Below are 13,088 nucleotides of genomic sequence, written 5' to 3'. Positions count from 1 at the left end.
GCGTTCCCCGTCTCCAGCCCACGGTACGAACGCGACCACCCCCGCCGTCTGCGGGGAGCCCCTCGCTTTGCCGCCCGGGAACTCCCGCCCTGCCCGGATAGGTTGATCAAACGGTGACCGCCCGCGCGCCGGACCTCGGCGTGCCGCCGACCGGTCCCCGGAAGGAGAACGCACATGGCGAAGTGGCTGGTGTTCGACTACGGAGAAGTGATCTGCCACGCCTCGGCGGCGGTTCCGGCGATGGCCGCATCGGTGGACGCACCGCTCGACACGTTCCACGACGCCTACTGGGCGCTGCGCGACGCGTACGACCGCGGGATGTCCGACACGGACTACTGGACCGGAGTGGGCGAGCGCGCGGGCTTCGCCGTGGACGCCGCCCGGGTGGCCGCGCTGACCGAGGCGGACATCGCGGGCTGGCTGCACACCGCGCCCGAGTCCCTTGCCCTCCTCGACGACCTCACCGCCGCCGGAGTACCGCTCGCCCTGCTGTCGAACGCCCCGGCCTCGTGCGGCCGCGCCTTCACGACCCAGCCGTGGGCCAAATACTTCCGCCACCTGGTGATCTCCGCCGACCACGGCATCGCCAAGCCGGACGCCGAGATGTGGCGCGTGCTCACGGAACGCCTCGACGCCTCGCCCGCCGACTGCGCGTTCCTCGACGACCGCCAGGTGAACATCGACGGGGCCCTGGCCGCAGGCCTGTCCGCGCATTTGTGGACGGGGCATGCCCCGGCCCGCACCTGGCTGGCCGAACAGGGGATCCTGGCCGCCCGGTAGCTCTCCCAGTCCCTGGCCTCGGCCCCCGGCCCCCGGCCCGAGCCGGGGGCCGTGCCCGGGGTCAGCCGTCCAGCTTGTGTGCCACGAACGTGTCCGTCAGGTACGGGATATGCAGCGGATCCGGGCGCGATGCAAGGTGCTCCCGCAGCCGCGCGAGAAAACCGGCCCGATCCGCCTCCGACATCGCGTTGACGTAGCTGAACGTGGCGATACGGTCCACGAGTTGCTCATGCGTGAGGATCTCGGTCCACGGGAACGCCTGCCGCTGCGCGGGCGTGAAGCGGCCCGAGGCGTCCAGGTCGGGGCGGAAATCGCGGCCCACGTCGTACGGCTGGAACTGCTTCCACTCGACCGCCGATCCAAGGGCGGAGGCTTCGGGGTCCGATGCGTCGCGCTCGTTCCACACCAATGCCAGCCCGCCGCCCGGCCGCAGCACCCGGGCGATCTCGCGCAGCGCCGCCGGCCCGTCGAACCAGTGGAATGCCTGGGCCACCACGACCGTGTCGAACGAGGCGTCCGGGAAGGGGATTTCCTCGGCTGTTCCGTCGTACAGCGCGATCTCCGGAAGCTCCGCGGCGAACGTGGCGCGCATCGCCTCGGACGGCTCCACGGCCGTCACGTCCCCGCCCAGCGCGGCAAGCTCCGCCGTCATCCGGCCGGTGCCGGCCGCCAGGTCGAGCACGGCGGAGCCCGGCCCCAGGCGGAGCCGGTCCCGCAGATACGCGAGGGCTTCCGGCCGATACGAAGGCCGGGCCCGGTGGTACCGGTCGGCACCGGACCCGAACCCCCGCCTGGCTTGCTCTTTCATGTCCATGGCAGCGCATGATGGCCGCAGCCCCCGGCAAGGGCCAGAGGCGTCGGCCGGCCCAGGCGGCAGGGCGATTTAGGGCAGCAGGACGATCTTGCCCTGCACGCGGCCGGTCTCGCCGAGTTCGTGGGCCTTGGCGGCCTCCTCCAGCGCGAACGTGGCGGCGATGTGCACCGACAGCGCACCCTGCTCGGCCAACGCGGCGATCGCCTCCAGATCGGGTCCGGACGGCGCGACGCCGATGGTACGGAAGCGCACCCCGCGCGATTCGGCCTCCTCGACCGTGGTGCCCGGATCGGCCAGGAAGGCCGAGACCAGGATGCCGCCCGGCCGCAGCGAGTCCAGCGACCGCGCGCCGTAGTCCAGCCCGATCAGGTCGAAGACCACGTCCACGTCGCGGACCGCGTCCTCGAAGTCCACCACCGAATAGTCCACCGCCTCGTCGATGCCCAGCCCGCGCAGGAACGCGTGCTTCCCGGCCCGGGCAGTCCCGATGACATAGGCACCGCGCGCCTTCGCCACCTGCACCGCCACATGGCCGACCCCGCCCGCGGCTGCGTGCACGAGGACGCGCTGGCCCGGCTGCACGTCGGCGATCCCGACCAGGGCCTGCCACGCGGTGAGCGCGGACGAGGCGAGTGCGGCGGCCTCCGGGTGCGTCATCCCGGCAGGCTTGCGGACCAGTTCGCCGGCCGGCGCGGTCAGGTACTCCGCGTATGCCTGAGTCGGCGCGGGCAGCCTCGGCATGCCGAAGACCTCGTCGCCGACCGCGAACCGGTCGACCCCCGCGCCGACCGCCTCGACGGTCCCGGACACGTCGACGCCCAGCACGAACGGCGGGGGGCCGTACATCGGCACGTCGCCTTCGCGGATCTTCCAGTCGAGCGGGTTCACCCCGGCTGCGGCGATCCTGACGAGCACTTCGCCGGGACCGGCCACCGGCCGGTCCAGCTCGGCCATTTCGAGGACTTCGGGACCGCCGAGCCGGTGCTGCACGACCGCCCGCATGCTGGGCGGGGCGGTCTCGGCGGACGGACGGGTGGCGCGGTCGGACATGGTGATCCTCTCGGACACGGCAGTGTCGGGTACTCCGTGGTGTCGTCGTCCAGCGATCGGTGTCCGCCCGTTGTTCCCGTTCCGGCGAAAATGACGTGCTCTCTTCAAAGATTCAGTTGTCGTTCTGAGTCCTCGTCAGATCATTCAGGCTCGTCTACATGTAGAGCGGTGCCAGCGAAGTGGACACGAACCGCCGCGCCGCCTGCATCTCCGCGACCGGGTCCGGGACCATGTCGAGTTCGAGCAGCGTCGGCGCGGTGAAGCCGATCTCGCGCATCAGCCGGGCCCACCCGAACCAGTCCACGACGCCGCTGCCCAGCGGGCAGAAGTACGGCCCGTGCGCGGCGTAGATCTGCTCGTCGATCTCGACGTCCATCGGCGCCCGGCCGAGCGCGTCCTTCCAGTGCGCCAGCACGATGCGCTCGCGGTGCCGCGACACCACCTGCACGGGGTCGGCGCCGGACAGCGTGAGGTGCGCGGTGTCGGGGCACAGCCCCACGTACATCGGGTCGGTGAGCAGCATGAACAGGTCGACGTCGCGGCCGGTGGCCAGCATCGAGTGGGCCTCGGTGTGCAGCGCCAGGCGGACCCCGTGGCGCAGCGTCGCGTCGCCGATCTCGTTGGCCAGGTCGGCGAGCGGGCCGGCGGTGGCCATGTCGACGAACTGCGCGGGCTGCGCGCCCACGGTGCGGCGCAGCGGGAGGCCGGCGACGAGGACCGAACCGCCGGCCCGGGCCACGAACTCGGCGTACTCGGCGGCCGAGCGCAGGATCGCGGCGCGGCCCTCGGCGGTACGCCACTCGGTCCGGTCGATGTCCGCGAAGAAGCCGCTGACCAGGGTGAGCCCGCGCGCCGCCAACGCCTCGGCGAAGCCCTCGGGGGAGCCGTACGCGGCCACCGCGGAGTGCCGGTCGCCGGGCGGGAAGGTCATCTCCAGGCCGGGCACGCCTGCTTCCTCGAGCGCGTCGAGGCAGCGGTCCCAGAACCAGCGGGGCTCGGCGGCGGTCTTGGCGACCAACTCGTCGTAGGAGGCCAGGCCCCAGAACTCCGGGTGGTAGAAGGTGATCAGGTCGACGGCGTACAGGGGTTCGGGCGTCTCGCGGGGTGCGCCCGGCCTCGCGGGTGCGGGTGCGGTGGCGGCGGGGGTCGGCTCGGGAGCAGACATGCGGGATCCTCTCGGAGTGGGCAGCTGATCCGATTCAGCAGCGCGGTGTGCGGGACCGTTCAATCCGCGGCGACCGCGGCAGCCGCGGCCGGGCGTGCGCACGTGGTCGTCATCGCGGCCGGCGTACGGGCCTTGCCCGACGTGCCGATGGCGTCCAGGACTTCGAGGACGTGCAGGGCCAGGCCGCCGGTCGCCCGGTGCGGCGCGCCGTGCAGCGCGGCGGCCAGGTCGGCGACGCCCGGCCCGCGCAGCATCTGGTGTTCGAAGGAGTCCGCGGGCCCCTGGACCGGCAGCACGGGCGGCACGACGGTCCAGTCCTCGGCGCCGTGCAGGCGGACCTTGACGTCGCCGTCGTACGCGTTGGGGTCCGGGATGCTCAGCGTGCCGCGCGTTCCGTAGATCTCCAGGTACGGCAGGTTGTGGTCCCAGATGTCGAAGCTGAGCACCATGCTCGCCAGGACCCCGGAGGCGAACGTCAGCACCGCGTTGGCGTGCGTCTCGACCTCGACGTCGATGCTGTCGACCAGCCGGCCCGGCGCGGTCACGGCGCGCACGGGCGCACCCACCCGGGCCGTCCCGTACACCTCCGCCACCGGCCCCAGGCAGTTCACCAACTGCGTGACGTAGTAAGGCCCCAGGTCGAGCACCGGCCCGCCGCCGGGCTTGAACAGGAAAGTCGGGTCCGGATGCCAGGTCTCGGCGCGGCTGTGCGTGACGAACGCGGTCGCGCCGACCGGGTCGCCGATCGTGCCCGCGTCGACCACCTGCCGCGCGGTCTGCCCGGCACTGCCCAGGAACGTGTCCGGGGCGCCGCCGACTGTCAGCCCCGACGCAGCGGCCAGCTCCAGCTGCGCGCGGGCGATGCCGAGGTCGGTGGTGATGGGCTTCTCGACGTACACGTGCTTCCCGGCGCGCAGCGCGGCCTCGGTGACGTGCGCGTGCACGGTCGGCGGGGTGATGTTGACGACGATCACGGCGGCCGGGTCGGCGAGCAGGTCCGCCAGGCTGCCGTGCCGCACGGTGGTGCCCGCGGGGGCGGCGGCCTGCGCGGTCTCGGCGCCCAGCTTGGCGCGTTCGGGGTCGACGTCGGCGACGTGCACGATGCGCAGTCCGGGGAAGCGCGCGATGCCGCGCACGTACCGCTCGAAGATGTTGCCGCAGCCGACGATGCCGATGCAGATGGCCGGGACGGTGGGTTCTGCTGGTGTGCTCACACGGAGTCCTTTTCGTCGTCGAGGGCGATGGGTGTGCGGACGCCCGAGTTGCTCGCGCGGTGCGAGGCGACGCCGTTCGAAGCTTTCGGCGGGCCGTACGCCGCGACCGACTCCGCGGCGTCCGGAACGTCCTGCCACGTCCCCGACGCCGCACTGCGCAGGGCCGCGTCCAGCACCAGTTGGATGCCGAGGCCGTCGGTGAAGTCCGGCGCCGCGGGGCGCCCTTCGGCGATCGCGGTGAGCAGGTCGTACGCCTGGTGGGTGAAGGTGTGCTCCCAGCCCAGCACGTGCCCGGGAGGCCACCACGCGCGGAGGTAGGGATGGCCGGGCTCGGTGGCCAGCAGGGTCCGGAAGCCCTGCTCGGCGGGCGGCGCAGCGGCGTCCAGGAAGCGCAGCTCGTTGAGGCGCTCCAGGTCGAAGGCGAGCGCGCCGCGGTCCCCGTCGATCTCGATGGACAGCGCGTTCTTGCGGCCGGTCGCGGCCCGGGAGACCTCGAAGACGGCCAGGGCGCCGTCCCGGGTGCGGGCGGTCAGGACCGCCGCGTCGTCCACGGTCACCCGCCCGGTGCCGCCGCCGGCCGCCGGGCGCTCGGACACGAACGTGTGTGTCGCGGCGGACACCGCCACGACCCGGTCTCCGGTCAGGTAGGCCGCGAGGTCGAGGATGTGGCTGCCGATGTCGCCGAGCGCACCCGAGCCGGCCTCGTCCGCGTCCAGCCGCCAGCTCAGCGGCGTATCGGGTGCGGCCAGCCAATCCTGCAGGTAGCGCGCCCGGATGTGCCGGATGCGGCCGAGGCGCCCGTCGGCGACCAACTGCCGGGCCAGCGCCACGGCCGGGACGCGGCGGTAGTTGAAGCCGAGCAGCGCGACCGAGCCGTACCGTTCGCGCGCGGTCCGGGCGGTGCGGGGCCAACTGCACAGCCTCCTCGACGGTGTTCGCGAGCGGCTTCTCGCACAGTACGTGTTTGCCGGCCGCGAGGGCCGCGGCGGCGATTTCGGCGTGCGTACCGGACGGGGTGCAGATGTCGACGATCGCGATATCCGGGTCCGCGAGCACCTCGCGCCAGTCGGCGGCCGCCCGCTCCCATCCCCAACGCGCTGCTGCCGCACGTGACTTGGCGAGGTCGCGGCCGCACAGCACGGCCATCCGCGGGGCCGGGCCGTCCTCGAAGACGCGGGCGACGGTCCGCCACGCCTGCGAGTGCGCGGCGCCCATGAAGCCGTGGCCGACCATGGCGACCCCGAGGACCGGGCGCTCCGGTGCGCCGCCTTCATCGAGGCTCTCGCCGCCGTTCGCGCCCTGCCCGCTTCCGGGGATGCCGTCGCTGCCACCACCGCCAAATGACTGTGCTCGCACGCACGCCCTCCCGCACTTTGGTGATCCGGAAGCTAATAGCGAGGCAAGTTACGTACAAGAGTGGTCGGACTTATTTCGGATATGGACATAAGAACCAGCCGCCGCCTACCATCGCCGCCATGGCCGCGACCCGGGAACACGAGGCGATGAGCGCCCTGTTGGCGCTGATAGCAAGCGGACGGGCGGTGACCCGGACGGAACTCGCCGCCGTCTGCGGCCTCTCGCGTTCCACCGTGACCCAGCGGGTCAACCGGCTCCTGGACGCCGGCCTGGCCGTCGAGCACGGCAGCGGCGCGTCCGAGGGCGGCCGCCCGCCGACCGTCCTCGCGCTCGCGCCGGGCAGCGGCGTCCTGCTGGCCGCCGACCTCGGCGCCACGCACGCCAGGCTCGCGGTCGCCGGCCTCGGCGGCGAGATCCTGGCCGAATCGTCCGAGGACCTCGTGATCGACCACGGCCCCGACCGGGTGCTCGGACGCGTCCGGGACGGCTGGCACGGCCTCCTGGCCTCGCTGGACCGCGGCGCCCGGGACGTCCGCGGCATCGGGATCGGCGTGCCGGGCCCGGTCGAGTTCTCCACCGGCACGGTCGTCCGCCCGCCGATCATGGCCGGCTGGGACGGCTTCCGGGTGCCCGCCTTCTTCGCCGACCACCGCGCCGTGCCGATCCTCGTCGACAACGACGTCAACCTCATGGCCCTCGGCGAGCACCGCGGCAGCCGCGCCGCCGAGGACAGCCTGCTCTACATCAAGATCGGCACCGGCATCGGCTGCGGCACGGTCACCGCGGGACGCCTCTACCGCGGCAGCGCGGGCGCCGCGGGCGACATCGGCCACATCCGCCTGCCCGGCCACGAACAGGTCGTCTGCCACTGCGGCAACACCGGCTGCGTCGAGGCCGTGGCCTCCGGCGCCGCGCTCGTCCGCTCGCTGCGCGCCGGCGGCCTGGACGTCGCCACCGCACGCGACGTGGCCCGCCTCGCGGTCGACGGAAACACCGCCGCCCGCCGCGCACTTCGCGTCGCCGCCCAGCAGATCGGCGAGATCCTCGCCGCGGTCGTCAGCTTCCACAACCCCGGCTGCATCCTCATCGGCGGCGCCTTCACCGCCCTCGGCGACGAGGTCCTGGCCGAGATCAAGGCCGTGGTCTACAGCCGCGTCCTGCCCCTGGCCACCCGCAACCTCCGCATCGAGGCCGGCCCCCTGGGCGACCGCGCCGCCATCGTCGGCGCCATCGCTCTGGCCCAGGAACACGCTTTGGCCCCGGGGGCGTTGGTCCGGCTCTTCGGATGATCGGGGATCGTCGGAGCCGCGAAGCCGCCCGCCCTGCGCGGTGCCGCCGCGGGCGACGGCGCGGCATGTCGGTGCTACGCCGCGACGGTGCTACGCCGCGTCGGCCAGAGCGGCGGTGAGCATGCCGACGACGAGTTCGACGAACCGGTCGTGGCCGGGGGAGACCTCCTGGTCGGTGTCCGCTTCGTCGTCGATGCGGCGGGCCCGGTCGGCGAGGGCGGCGGCCTGCATCTGGACCGCGAGGGCGAGCCGCTCGTCGACGTCGCGGACGTCCGCCTGCCGGAGGCGGAGGTGCAGGAGGTCGAGGACCCGGGCCTGCCCGGGCGGGGCGTCCGGGTCGCCGGTGCGGATCCGCGCGAGGTGCGCGACCTGGGGCAGCAGGCGCAGGTAGTCGCGGCCGGCCGGGGTGCGCAGCTCCTCGGCGGCGGGGCGGAGCAGGAGTCCCACGAGGGTGCGCAGATCCGCGTCCTCGGCGCCGGGCCCGAGGTCTTCCAAGGCCGCGGCGCGGCGGGCGTCCACCTGCATGCGGTGGTCGCGCAGGATGGCGGCGGCCAGTCCGGGGACGGAGCCGAAGTGGTACTGGACGGCCGACTTGTTGCGCTGGTCGGCCTCCTGCTGGATGCGGGAGACGGGGATGCCGAGGCCGTGCCGGGAGATCAGCCGGGCACCGGCGCGCAGCAGGGCCTCGCGGGTCTCCGCGGTGTCGGCGCGCAGGCCGTCGACCGGTCCGGGGCGTGAGGTGCGGGGCATGGAGGAAGGTTAGTCCGCCGCCGGAATCCGCAGGCGCCCGCGCATATGCGGGGGTCGCCGGCGGACGCGCATTGCGTGCGGATCAGGCCGCGGCACGGGGGTAGATGGCGACGCGGTGCAGGACGCGCTTGGCATCCCCGTAGTCGTTGATGGCGTAGTGCTGGGTGCAGCGGTTGTCCCACAGGGCGGCGTCACCGGCCTGCCAGGTCCAGCGGACGGTGTTCTCCGGACGTTCGGCGTGCTCGCACAGCATGCGCAGGATCGCGTTGCTCTCGATCGAGGACAGCCCTTCGATGCCGGCGGTCCAGCCGCGGTTCACGAACAGCGTCCGGCGGCCGGTGACCGGGTGCGTGGTGACGACGGGGTGGACCGCGGTGCCGGTGAAGGGTGCGCGGCCGTGCTTGGCGCGGAGGCTGTCGGCGAGGATGCGGACCGGCTCGGCGAGTGTCTCGTACGCCCGGTACTGGTTGAGCCACATCGTGTCGCCGCCGCGCTCCGGGCACACCTGCATGGACAGCAGTGCGCCGATGGACGGAGTCTCGGCGAAGGTCAGGTCGGTGTGCCAGATGTTGGCGCCGCGCTCCTTGTCGGAGTCCAACTCCAGGATCTCGCCGCCCTTGCCGAGCTTGGTCATGTAGTCGCGTGCGTCGTTCTCCTCGCCGGGGGTGGTGGCAGCCAAGTCACCGAACAGCGAGCCCAGTTCGACGAGCCGCTCGTCGTCGAGGTGCGCTTGCGGGAAGAAGAGCACCAGGTGCTCCATCCACGCCTCGTGCAGCTGCTCGCCGAGGACGCTGTCGAACTTCTCCGGGAGTCCGGTGACGACGGCACCGAGAGCCTGCGGGAGTTGACGGATGCTCAGGGACACGGGATGCCTGCTCTCGTCGGGAACCACGCGACGGGGCCAGGCGCCGTCCCGCCGTCAATCGTTTAAGGAAATTTCTTAGGTTGATGCTTGCCGAATCCCTCGACCGAGTCAAGGACGCGGCTGCCCCGAACTTCGCCCCGACGGGCGGCGGGGACCCACCCGGCTACCGGACGTGGGCCCCCGCGTGCGCCCGTACCCCCGCCTACGGCGGACGCGTCGGGCGCCTCCCCCCGCCGCCCCCACGGCGCGCCCGACAGTTGGATGCTAGGCAGTGGGCGGGGAGGCGATAACCCCATGACTGTGGGGTATTCGGCGGACCGGTCGCCGCAGGGCAGGGGGCCGGCCGCATCCGGTCCGTTCAGGCGCCGGCGGCCGGGAGCAGAGGTACGCGGCCGTCCAGCGCCAGCGGGCCCGTCCCGATGCGGGGCCAGTAGTGCCGCGCGAAGATCGCGCCTGCCAGCTCGCGCTGACTGCGGACGCCGACCTTGTCGAAGATCTTCGCCAAGTGGTCGTTCAGGGTGTTGCGGGTGATGTGCAGCTCCACGACGATCTCGTGGCTCGACCGCCCCAGCAGGACCGACTGGGCGATCCTGCGCTGCTGCTCGCTCAGACCGTACGCCTCGAGGACCAGCGCGATGAGCATGCCCGGCTCCGGCGGACCGATCGACACCATCGTCATCGGACGGTCGGACGTGACCAGCCGCCAGGCGTGCAGGGTGAGCCAGTGGCCGCTGTGCGTCCGGACCAGCGAACGCGTGGTCTCCCCGTCCCGCGACGCCCGAGCCGCCGCCGCGACAGCCCGTACCGCATGCGGGCACGACTTGGGGCGACCGCTCGTCGGCGTCTCCTCGATGCGTGCCATCAGGCGTTCCGCACTGAGGCTGCACTCGACGAGCCTTTGGTGCTCGTCCAGCACGACGAACCCGGTGCCGTCGGCGGCGAGTTCCAGTCCCGAGTCGGTCCCGGTCGCGACCAGCGAACGCCGTACCGCACGCGTGGTCGGCGCACAGAACGTCCGCGCCGCCGCAAGATCCCGCGCCGAGAACCCGGCTTCCGACCCGCCCTTGCGCGCCTCGCGGCACATGACGAACATCCCCCAGGTGCGGCCGCGCTCGCGCAGCAGCACCCGAAGTTCGTCGCCCAGGCCCAGTGGGCGCAGGATGTCGCGGTAGTACTTGCTCGTAGCGAGGTCGCCCTGCGTGGAGTTGTGCAGCGAACTCACCGGCACCGAACGCCTTGTCAGCGCCCGCAAGTTGTCCACGTCGTCGTGCTCGACATGCTCGATCTCGAAGAGCCGGGGCATCACGTGCTCGGGGAACCCGTCCTCGTGCACGCCCCCGGTGTCCAGCAGCGTCGAAGGGTCCAGAAGCACCGCACACCAGACGTCCGCCGGCACCACCTTGAGCAACCTCCGCGCCGCCGCCCCCACGACGTCCGCAGCCCCCCGCCCGCTCTCCACGACAAGCTGAAGAGACTGATCGAGGGCAACCCCACCATCACCAGTACGCCGACCGGCCATGCTTCCAAGCTACCCGGTCGGCGGCCGCGCCCGGGTCAGGCAGCGCGTCGTGCACAGACCTCGATCTCGATCTTCATGCGGGGGTCGGCGAGGCCGCAGACCATCATCGTCGCGGCCGGGCGTACGTCGCCGAAGGCGCGGCGCAGGGCGGGCCAGCAGGGCTCGAAGTCGGCGCGGGCGGGCAGGAGGTAACGGACGCGGACCACGTCGGCGAAGGTGCACTTCGCCTCGTCGAGTGCGGCCGCGATGTTGCGCAGGCACTGCTCGGCCTGCGCCACGACGTCGTCGGAGATCGTCATCGCGGCGTAGTCGAAGCCGGTCGTCCCGGACACGTGCACCCAGTCGCCGTCGACCACGGCGCGGGCGTAGCCGATCTGCTCTTCGAAGGTCGAACCGCTGAGGATGGAACGTCGCTCGGTCGTCATGCGCCGAACCGTAGGTGGGCGGGAGACATACGTCTAATACTCGTCGTGCGGCTACGTGATATCTCTGGAGGTATGGACGACCGGCCGGAACTTCCCCTCGCCCAGTTGCACGCCTTCGCCGTGCTCGCCGAGGAACTCCATTTCGGGCGGGCGGCGGTACGGCTGGGGATCGCGCAGCCGCCGCTGAGCCAGCAGATCCGGCGGCTGGAGGAGAAGGTCGGCTATCCGCTCTTCACCCGCGAGCCGGGACGGGTCGCGCTGACCCCGGCGGGGGAGGAGCTGCTTCCTGCGGCCCGGCAGGCGCTCGCGCTGATTGCGAAGGGTGTGGCAGCGGCGCGCGAGGCGGGCAGTGGGCGGGCCGGGCGGTTGCGGATCGGCTTCGCCGCGTCGCTGGCGCTGACTGTTCTTCCGGATCTGCTGCGCAGGTTCAGGGCGGACTTCCCAGCGGTGCGCCTGGATATCCGGGAGATGACCAGCGCACCGCAGCTGTCCGCGTTGCGTGCGGGGATGATCGACATCGGGCTGCTGCGCGAACCGCCGACCGGGGACGCGGACCTGTGCTTCCGGACGGTTCTGACCGAGCCGTTCGTCGCCGTCGTGCCGGCCGGGCACCCGCTTGCCGGGCAACGTACGGTCCGGATCGAGCAACTGGCGGAGTTGCCCTTTGTGTTGCTGCCTCGCGAGGTCGGACCACCGCTCTACGACCAGATCACTGCTCTGTGCGCCGACGCCGGCTTCACGCCCCGGGTGGTGCAGAACGCCGTCGAGTGGCAGACCGTCTGCGCCCTGGTCGGAACCGGGCTGGGTGTGTCGCTGGCCCCGGCGAGTGTGCGGCGTATCCGGCTGGGCGGGGTCGCGTTCCGGGGGATCGACCCCGGCGCCGCGGCGAGGGTGCGTACCCGCGTCGCCGTCGCGTGGCGCAGAGACGACGCGAACCCGGTGGTGTCCAACCTTCTGGCGATCCTCGGCCAAGGCCCGGAGAGCGGAACGTAGCGTCCGCTGTCCGGCCCTGGCCGAGAGGTCTCAGCAGGCGGCCCAGCTGCTGCACGTGATACGGCAACCGCCCGTCGCCTTCATGCAACAGGTGCGGCACTGTCCGGTCGCGCTGTTCCGTTCGTTCCAGCACTCGTTCCAGCAGGACGCCTCGGCACTCGCCTTGGGCAGGAGCTTTTCGATGATGCGCCCGGTGCCGGCCTTGAGTGTACGCATGTGATCTCCTCGCTCGTTGGGGACGAACTGTGTTCAGGAGTCGCGTTGTTGCTCAGGCCAGTGTCGAAGCGGGCGGGTCGCGCCCACTATCCAGTATGCGAGACGTTATGGACGGCTATGCGGGCGGCATCCGACATGTCGGCGTGCGTCATCCGGGAACTCCAGGTCAGTCGCTGCGGTTCGCTGCGAGCAGCGAAAACCCCGCGCACACGGCCTTGATGCCCTTGCCGACTTCGAGGCGATAGGCGTCCGCACCAGCGAAGGCGAGGGTCAGGCCGCGGCCGCCCTCGTCGAAGAGCCCGGGCATGCGCGAGATCGGGAGCATGCCGGGAGAGCCGTCCAGAACCTCGACCCAGAGCAGTTCTTCGCGTACGACGACCCGCACCTCGAAGTCCGGAACACCGGCGTGGACAACGGAGTTCGTCGCCAGCTCGGACACCGCGAGCTCCGGCCCCTCGCTGTCCGTACGATGCGCCGCGCACACGGCCCGCACATGGCGCCGTGCGGCAGGGACGGATGCGGGGACGGCGGGCAGCCGGAGGCTGGAGTCCATGGGCAACTCCCGAAGGTGAGATCTGTGATCGTCTGGACGCGCTGAGTTACTGCGTGCAACCATCCTCCTGTTCGTTCAGTCACACAAGCGGGATCCCAA

12 protein-coding genes and 2 pseudogenes are annotated in these 13,088 nt (G+C 72.0%); 3 read left to right on the top strand and 11 right to left on the bottom strand.

Annotated features, from left to right (window positions below):
• Positions 1 to 174 precede the first annotated feature (174 nt).
• On the top strand, positions 175 to 780 hold the full coding sequence (locus tag LZ495_RS02275) for an HAD-IA family hydrolase (protein ID WP_235050112.1): 606 nt from the start codon (positions 175 to 177) through the stop codon (positions 778 to 780).
• A gap of 61 nt (positions 781 to 841) precedes the next feature.
• Here the strand turns inward: LZ495_RS02275 and LZ495_RS02270 are convergent, their stop codons facing one another.
• The 5 genes and pseudogenes from LZ495_RS02270 to LZ495_RS02250 all read right to left on the bottom strand — a co-directional run.
• A complete protein-coding gene (locus tag LZ495_RS02270; protein WP_235050111.1) occupies positions 842 to 1,594 on the bottom strand; it encodes a class I SAM-dependent methyltransferase in 753 nt (250 codons plus the stop codon).
• A gap of 69 nt (positions 1,595 to 1,663) precedes the next feature.
• Entirely contained in the window at positions 1,664 to 2,644 is a 981-nt protein-coding gene (locus tag LZ495_RS02265) for an NADP-dependent oxidoreductase (protein ID WP_235050110.1), read from the bottom strand.
• 154 nt (positions 2,645 to 2,798) lie between these two features.
• Complete coding sequence (locus tag LZ495_RS02260; protein ID WP_235050109.1) at positions 2,799 to 3,809, bottom strand: sugar phosphate isomerase/epimerase family protein; 1,011 nt, start codon at positions 3,807 to 3,809, stop codon at positions 2,799 to 2,801.
• Positions 3,810 to 3,868: 59 nt separating this feature from the next.
• A pseudogene (locus LZ495_RS02255) lies at positions 3,869 to 4,972 on the bottom strand (Gfo/Idh/MocA family protein); the annotation flags it as partial.
• Between the two features lie 200 nt (positions 4,973 to 5,172).
• Positions 5,173 to 6,256, bottom strand: a pseudogene (locus tag LZ495_RS02250) (Gfo/Idh/MocA family protein); the annotation flags it as partial.
• A gap of 242 nt (positions 6,257 to 6,498) precedes the next feature.
• On the opposite strand from LZ495_RS02250, the gene LZ495_RS02245 reads away from it, so the two are divergent.
• Positions 6,499 to 7,668, top strand: a complete 1,170-nt coding sequence (locus tag LZ495_RS02245; protein ID WP_235050107.1) for an ROK family transcriptional regulator — start codon at positions 6,499 to 6,501, stop codon at positions 7,666 to 7,668.
• Positions 7,669 to 7,758: 90 nt separating this feature from the next.
• Here LZ495_RS02245 and LZ495_RS02240 read toward each other — a convergent pair whose 3' ends face one another.
• The 4 genes from LZ495_RS02240 to LZ495_RS02225 form a co-directional block, all read right to left on the bottom strand.
• Positions 7,759 to 8,418 (bottom strand): TetR/AcrR family transcriptional regulator, encoded by a 660-nt coding sequence (locus LZ495_RS02240; RefSeq protein WP_235050106.1) that lies wholly within the window; start codon positions 8,416 to 8,418, stop codon positions 7,759 to 7,761.
• Positions 8,419 to 8,500: 82 nt separating this feature from the next.
• Positions 8,501 to 9,283: a TauD/TfdA dioxygenase family protein gene (locus LZ495_RS02235; RefSeq protein ID WP_235050105.1), complete on the bottom strand. Its 783-nt coding sequence runs from the start codon at positions 9,281 to 9,283 to the stop codon at positions 8,501 to 8,503.
• Between the two features lie 358 nt (positions 9,284 to 9,641).
• Positions 9,642 to 10,682 carry a helix-turn-helix domain-containing protein gene (locus LZ495_RS44625; protein WP_235050104.1) on the bottom strand — a complete coding sequence of 347 codons (1,041 nt, stop codon included), beginning with the start codon at positions 10,680 to 10,682 and terminating at the stop codon, positions 9,642 to 9,644.
• 155 nt (positions 10,683 to 10,837) lie between these two features.
• Entirely contained in the window at positions 10,838 to 11,227 is a 390-nt protein-coding gene (locus LZ495_RS02225) for a RidA family protein (RefSeq protein ID WP_235050103.1), read from the bottom strand.
• Between the two features lie 72 nt (positions 11,228 to 11,299).
• Between LZ495_RS02225 and LZ495_RS02220 the strand changes: the two genes are divergently transcribed.
• On the top strand, positions 11,300 to 12,220 hold the full coding sequence (locus LZ495_RS02220) for a LysR family transcriptional regulator (RefSeq protein WP_235050102.1): 921 nt from the start codon (positions 11,300 to 11,302) through the stop codon (positions 12,218 to 12,220).
• Between the two features lie 30 nt (positions 12,221 to 12,250).
• Here the strand turns inward: LZ495_RS02220 and LZ495_RS02215 are convergent, their stop codons facing one another.
• On the bottom strand, positions 12,251 to 12,436 hold the full coding sequence (locus LZ495_RS02215; protein WP_235050101.1) for a hypothetical protein: 186 nt from the start codon (positions 12,434 to 12,436) through the stop codon (positions 12,251 to 12,253).
• A gap of 166 nt (positions 12,437 to 12,602) precedes the next feature.
• Positions 12,603 to 12,989 carry an ATP-binding protein gene (locus LZ495_RS02210; RefSeq protein WP_235050100.1) on the bottom strand — a complete coding sequence of 129 codons (387 nt, stop codon included), beginning with the start codon at positions 12,987 to 12,989 and terminating at the stop codon, positions 12,603 to 12,605.
• Positions 12,990 to 13,088: the final 99 nt, after the last annotated feature.

Source organism: Yinghuangia soli, from assembly GCF_021502675.1.
Classification (GTDB): Bacteria; Actinomycetota; Actinomycetes; order Streptomycetales; family Streptomycetaceae; genus Yinghuangia; species Yinghuangia soli.
Note: the sequence above shows the minus strand (reverse complement) of the source record. Positions and strands in the feature narration are given on the sequence as shown.

Coding starts and splice junctions, on each gene's coding strand:
- LZ495_RS02275 (WP_235050112.1), top strand. CDS start 175: ATGGCGAAGTGGCTGGTGTTCGACTACGGAGAAGTGATCTGCCACGCC.
- LZ495_RS02270 (WP_235050111.1), bottom strand. CDS start 1,594: ATGGACATGAAAGAGCAAGCCAGGCGGGGGTTCGGGTCCGGTGCCGAC.
- LZ495_RS02265 (WP_235050110.1), bottom strand. CDS start 2,644: ATGTCCGACCGCGCCACCCGTCCGTCCGCCGAGACCGCCCCGCCCAGC.
- LZ495_RS02260 (WP_235050109.1), bottom strand. CDS start 3,809: ATGTCTGCTCCCGAGCCGACCCCCGCCGCCACCGCACCCGCACCCGCG.
- LZ495_RS02245 (WP_235050107.1), top strand. CDS start 6,499: ATGGCCGCGACCCGGGAACACGAGGCGATGAGCGCCCTGTTGGCGCTG.
- LZ495_RS02240 (WP_235050106.1), bottom strand. CDS start 8,418: ATGCCCCGCACCTCACGCCCCGGACCGGTCGACGGCCTGCGCGCCGAC.
- LZ495_RS02225 (WP_235050103.1), bottom strand. CDS start 11,227: ATGACGACCGAGCGACGTTCCATCCTCAGCGGTTCGACCTTCGAAGAG.
- LZ495_RS02220 (WP_235050102.1), top strand. CDS start 11,300: ATGGACGACCGGCCGGAACTTCCCCTCGCCCAGTTGCACGCCTTCGCC.
- LZ495_RS02215 (WP_235050101.1), bottom strand. CDS start 12,436: ATGCGTACACTCAAGGCCGGCACCGGGCGCATCATCGAAAAGCTCCTG.
- LZ495_RS02210 (WP_235050100.1), bottom strand. CDS start 12,989: ATGGACTCCAGCCTCCGGCTGCCCGCCGTCCCCGCATCCGTCCCTGCC.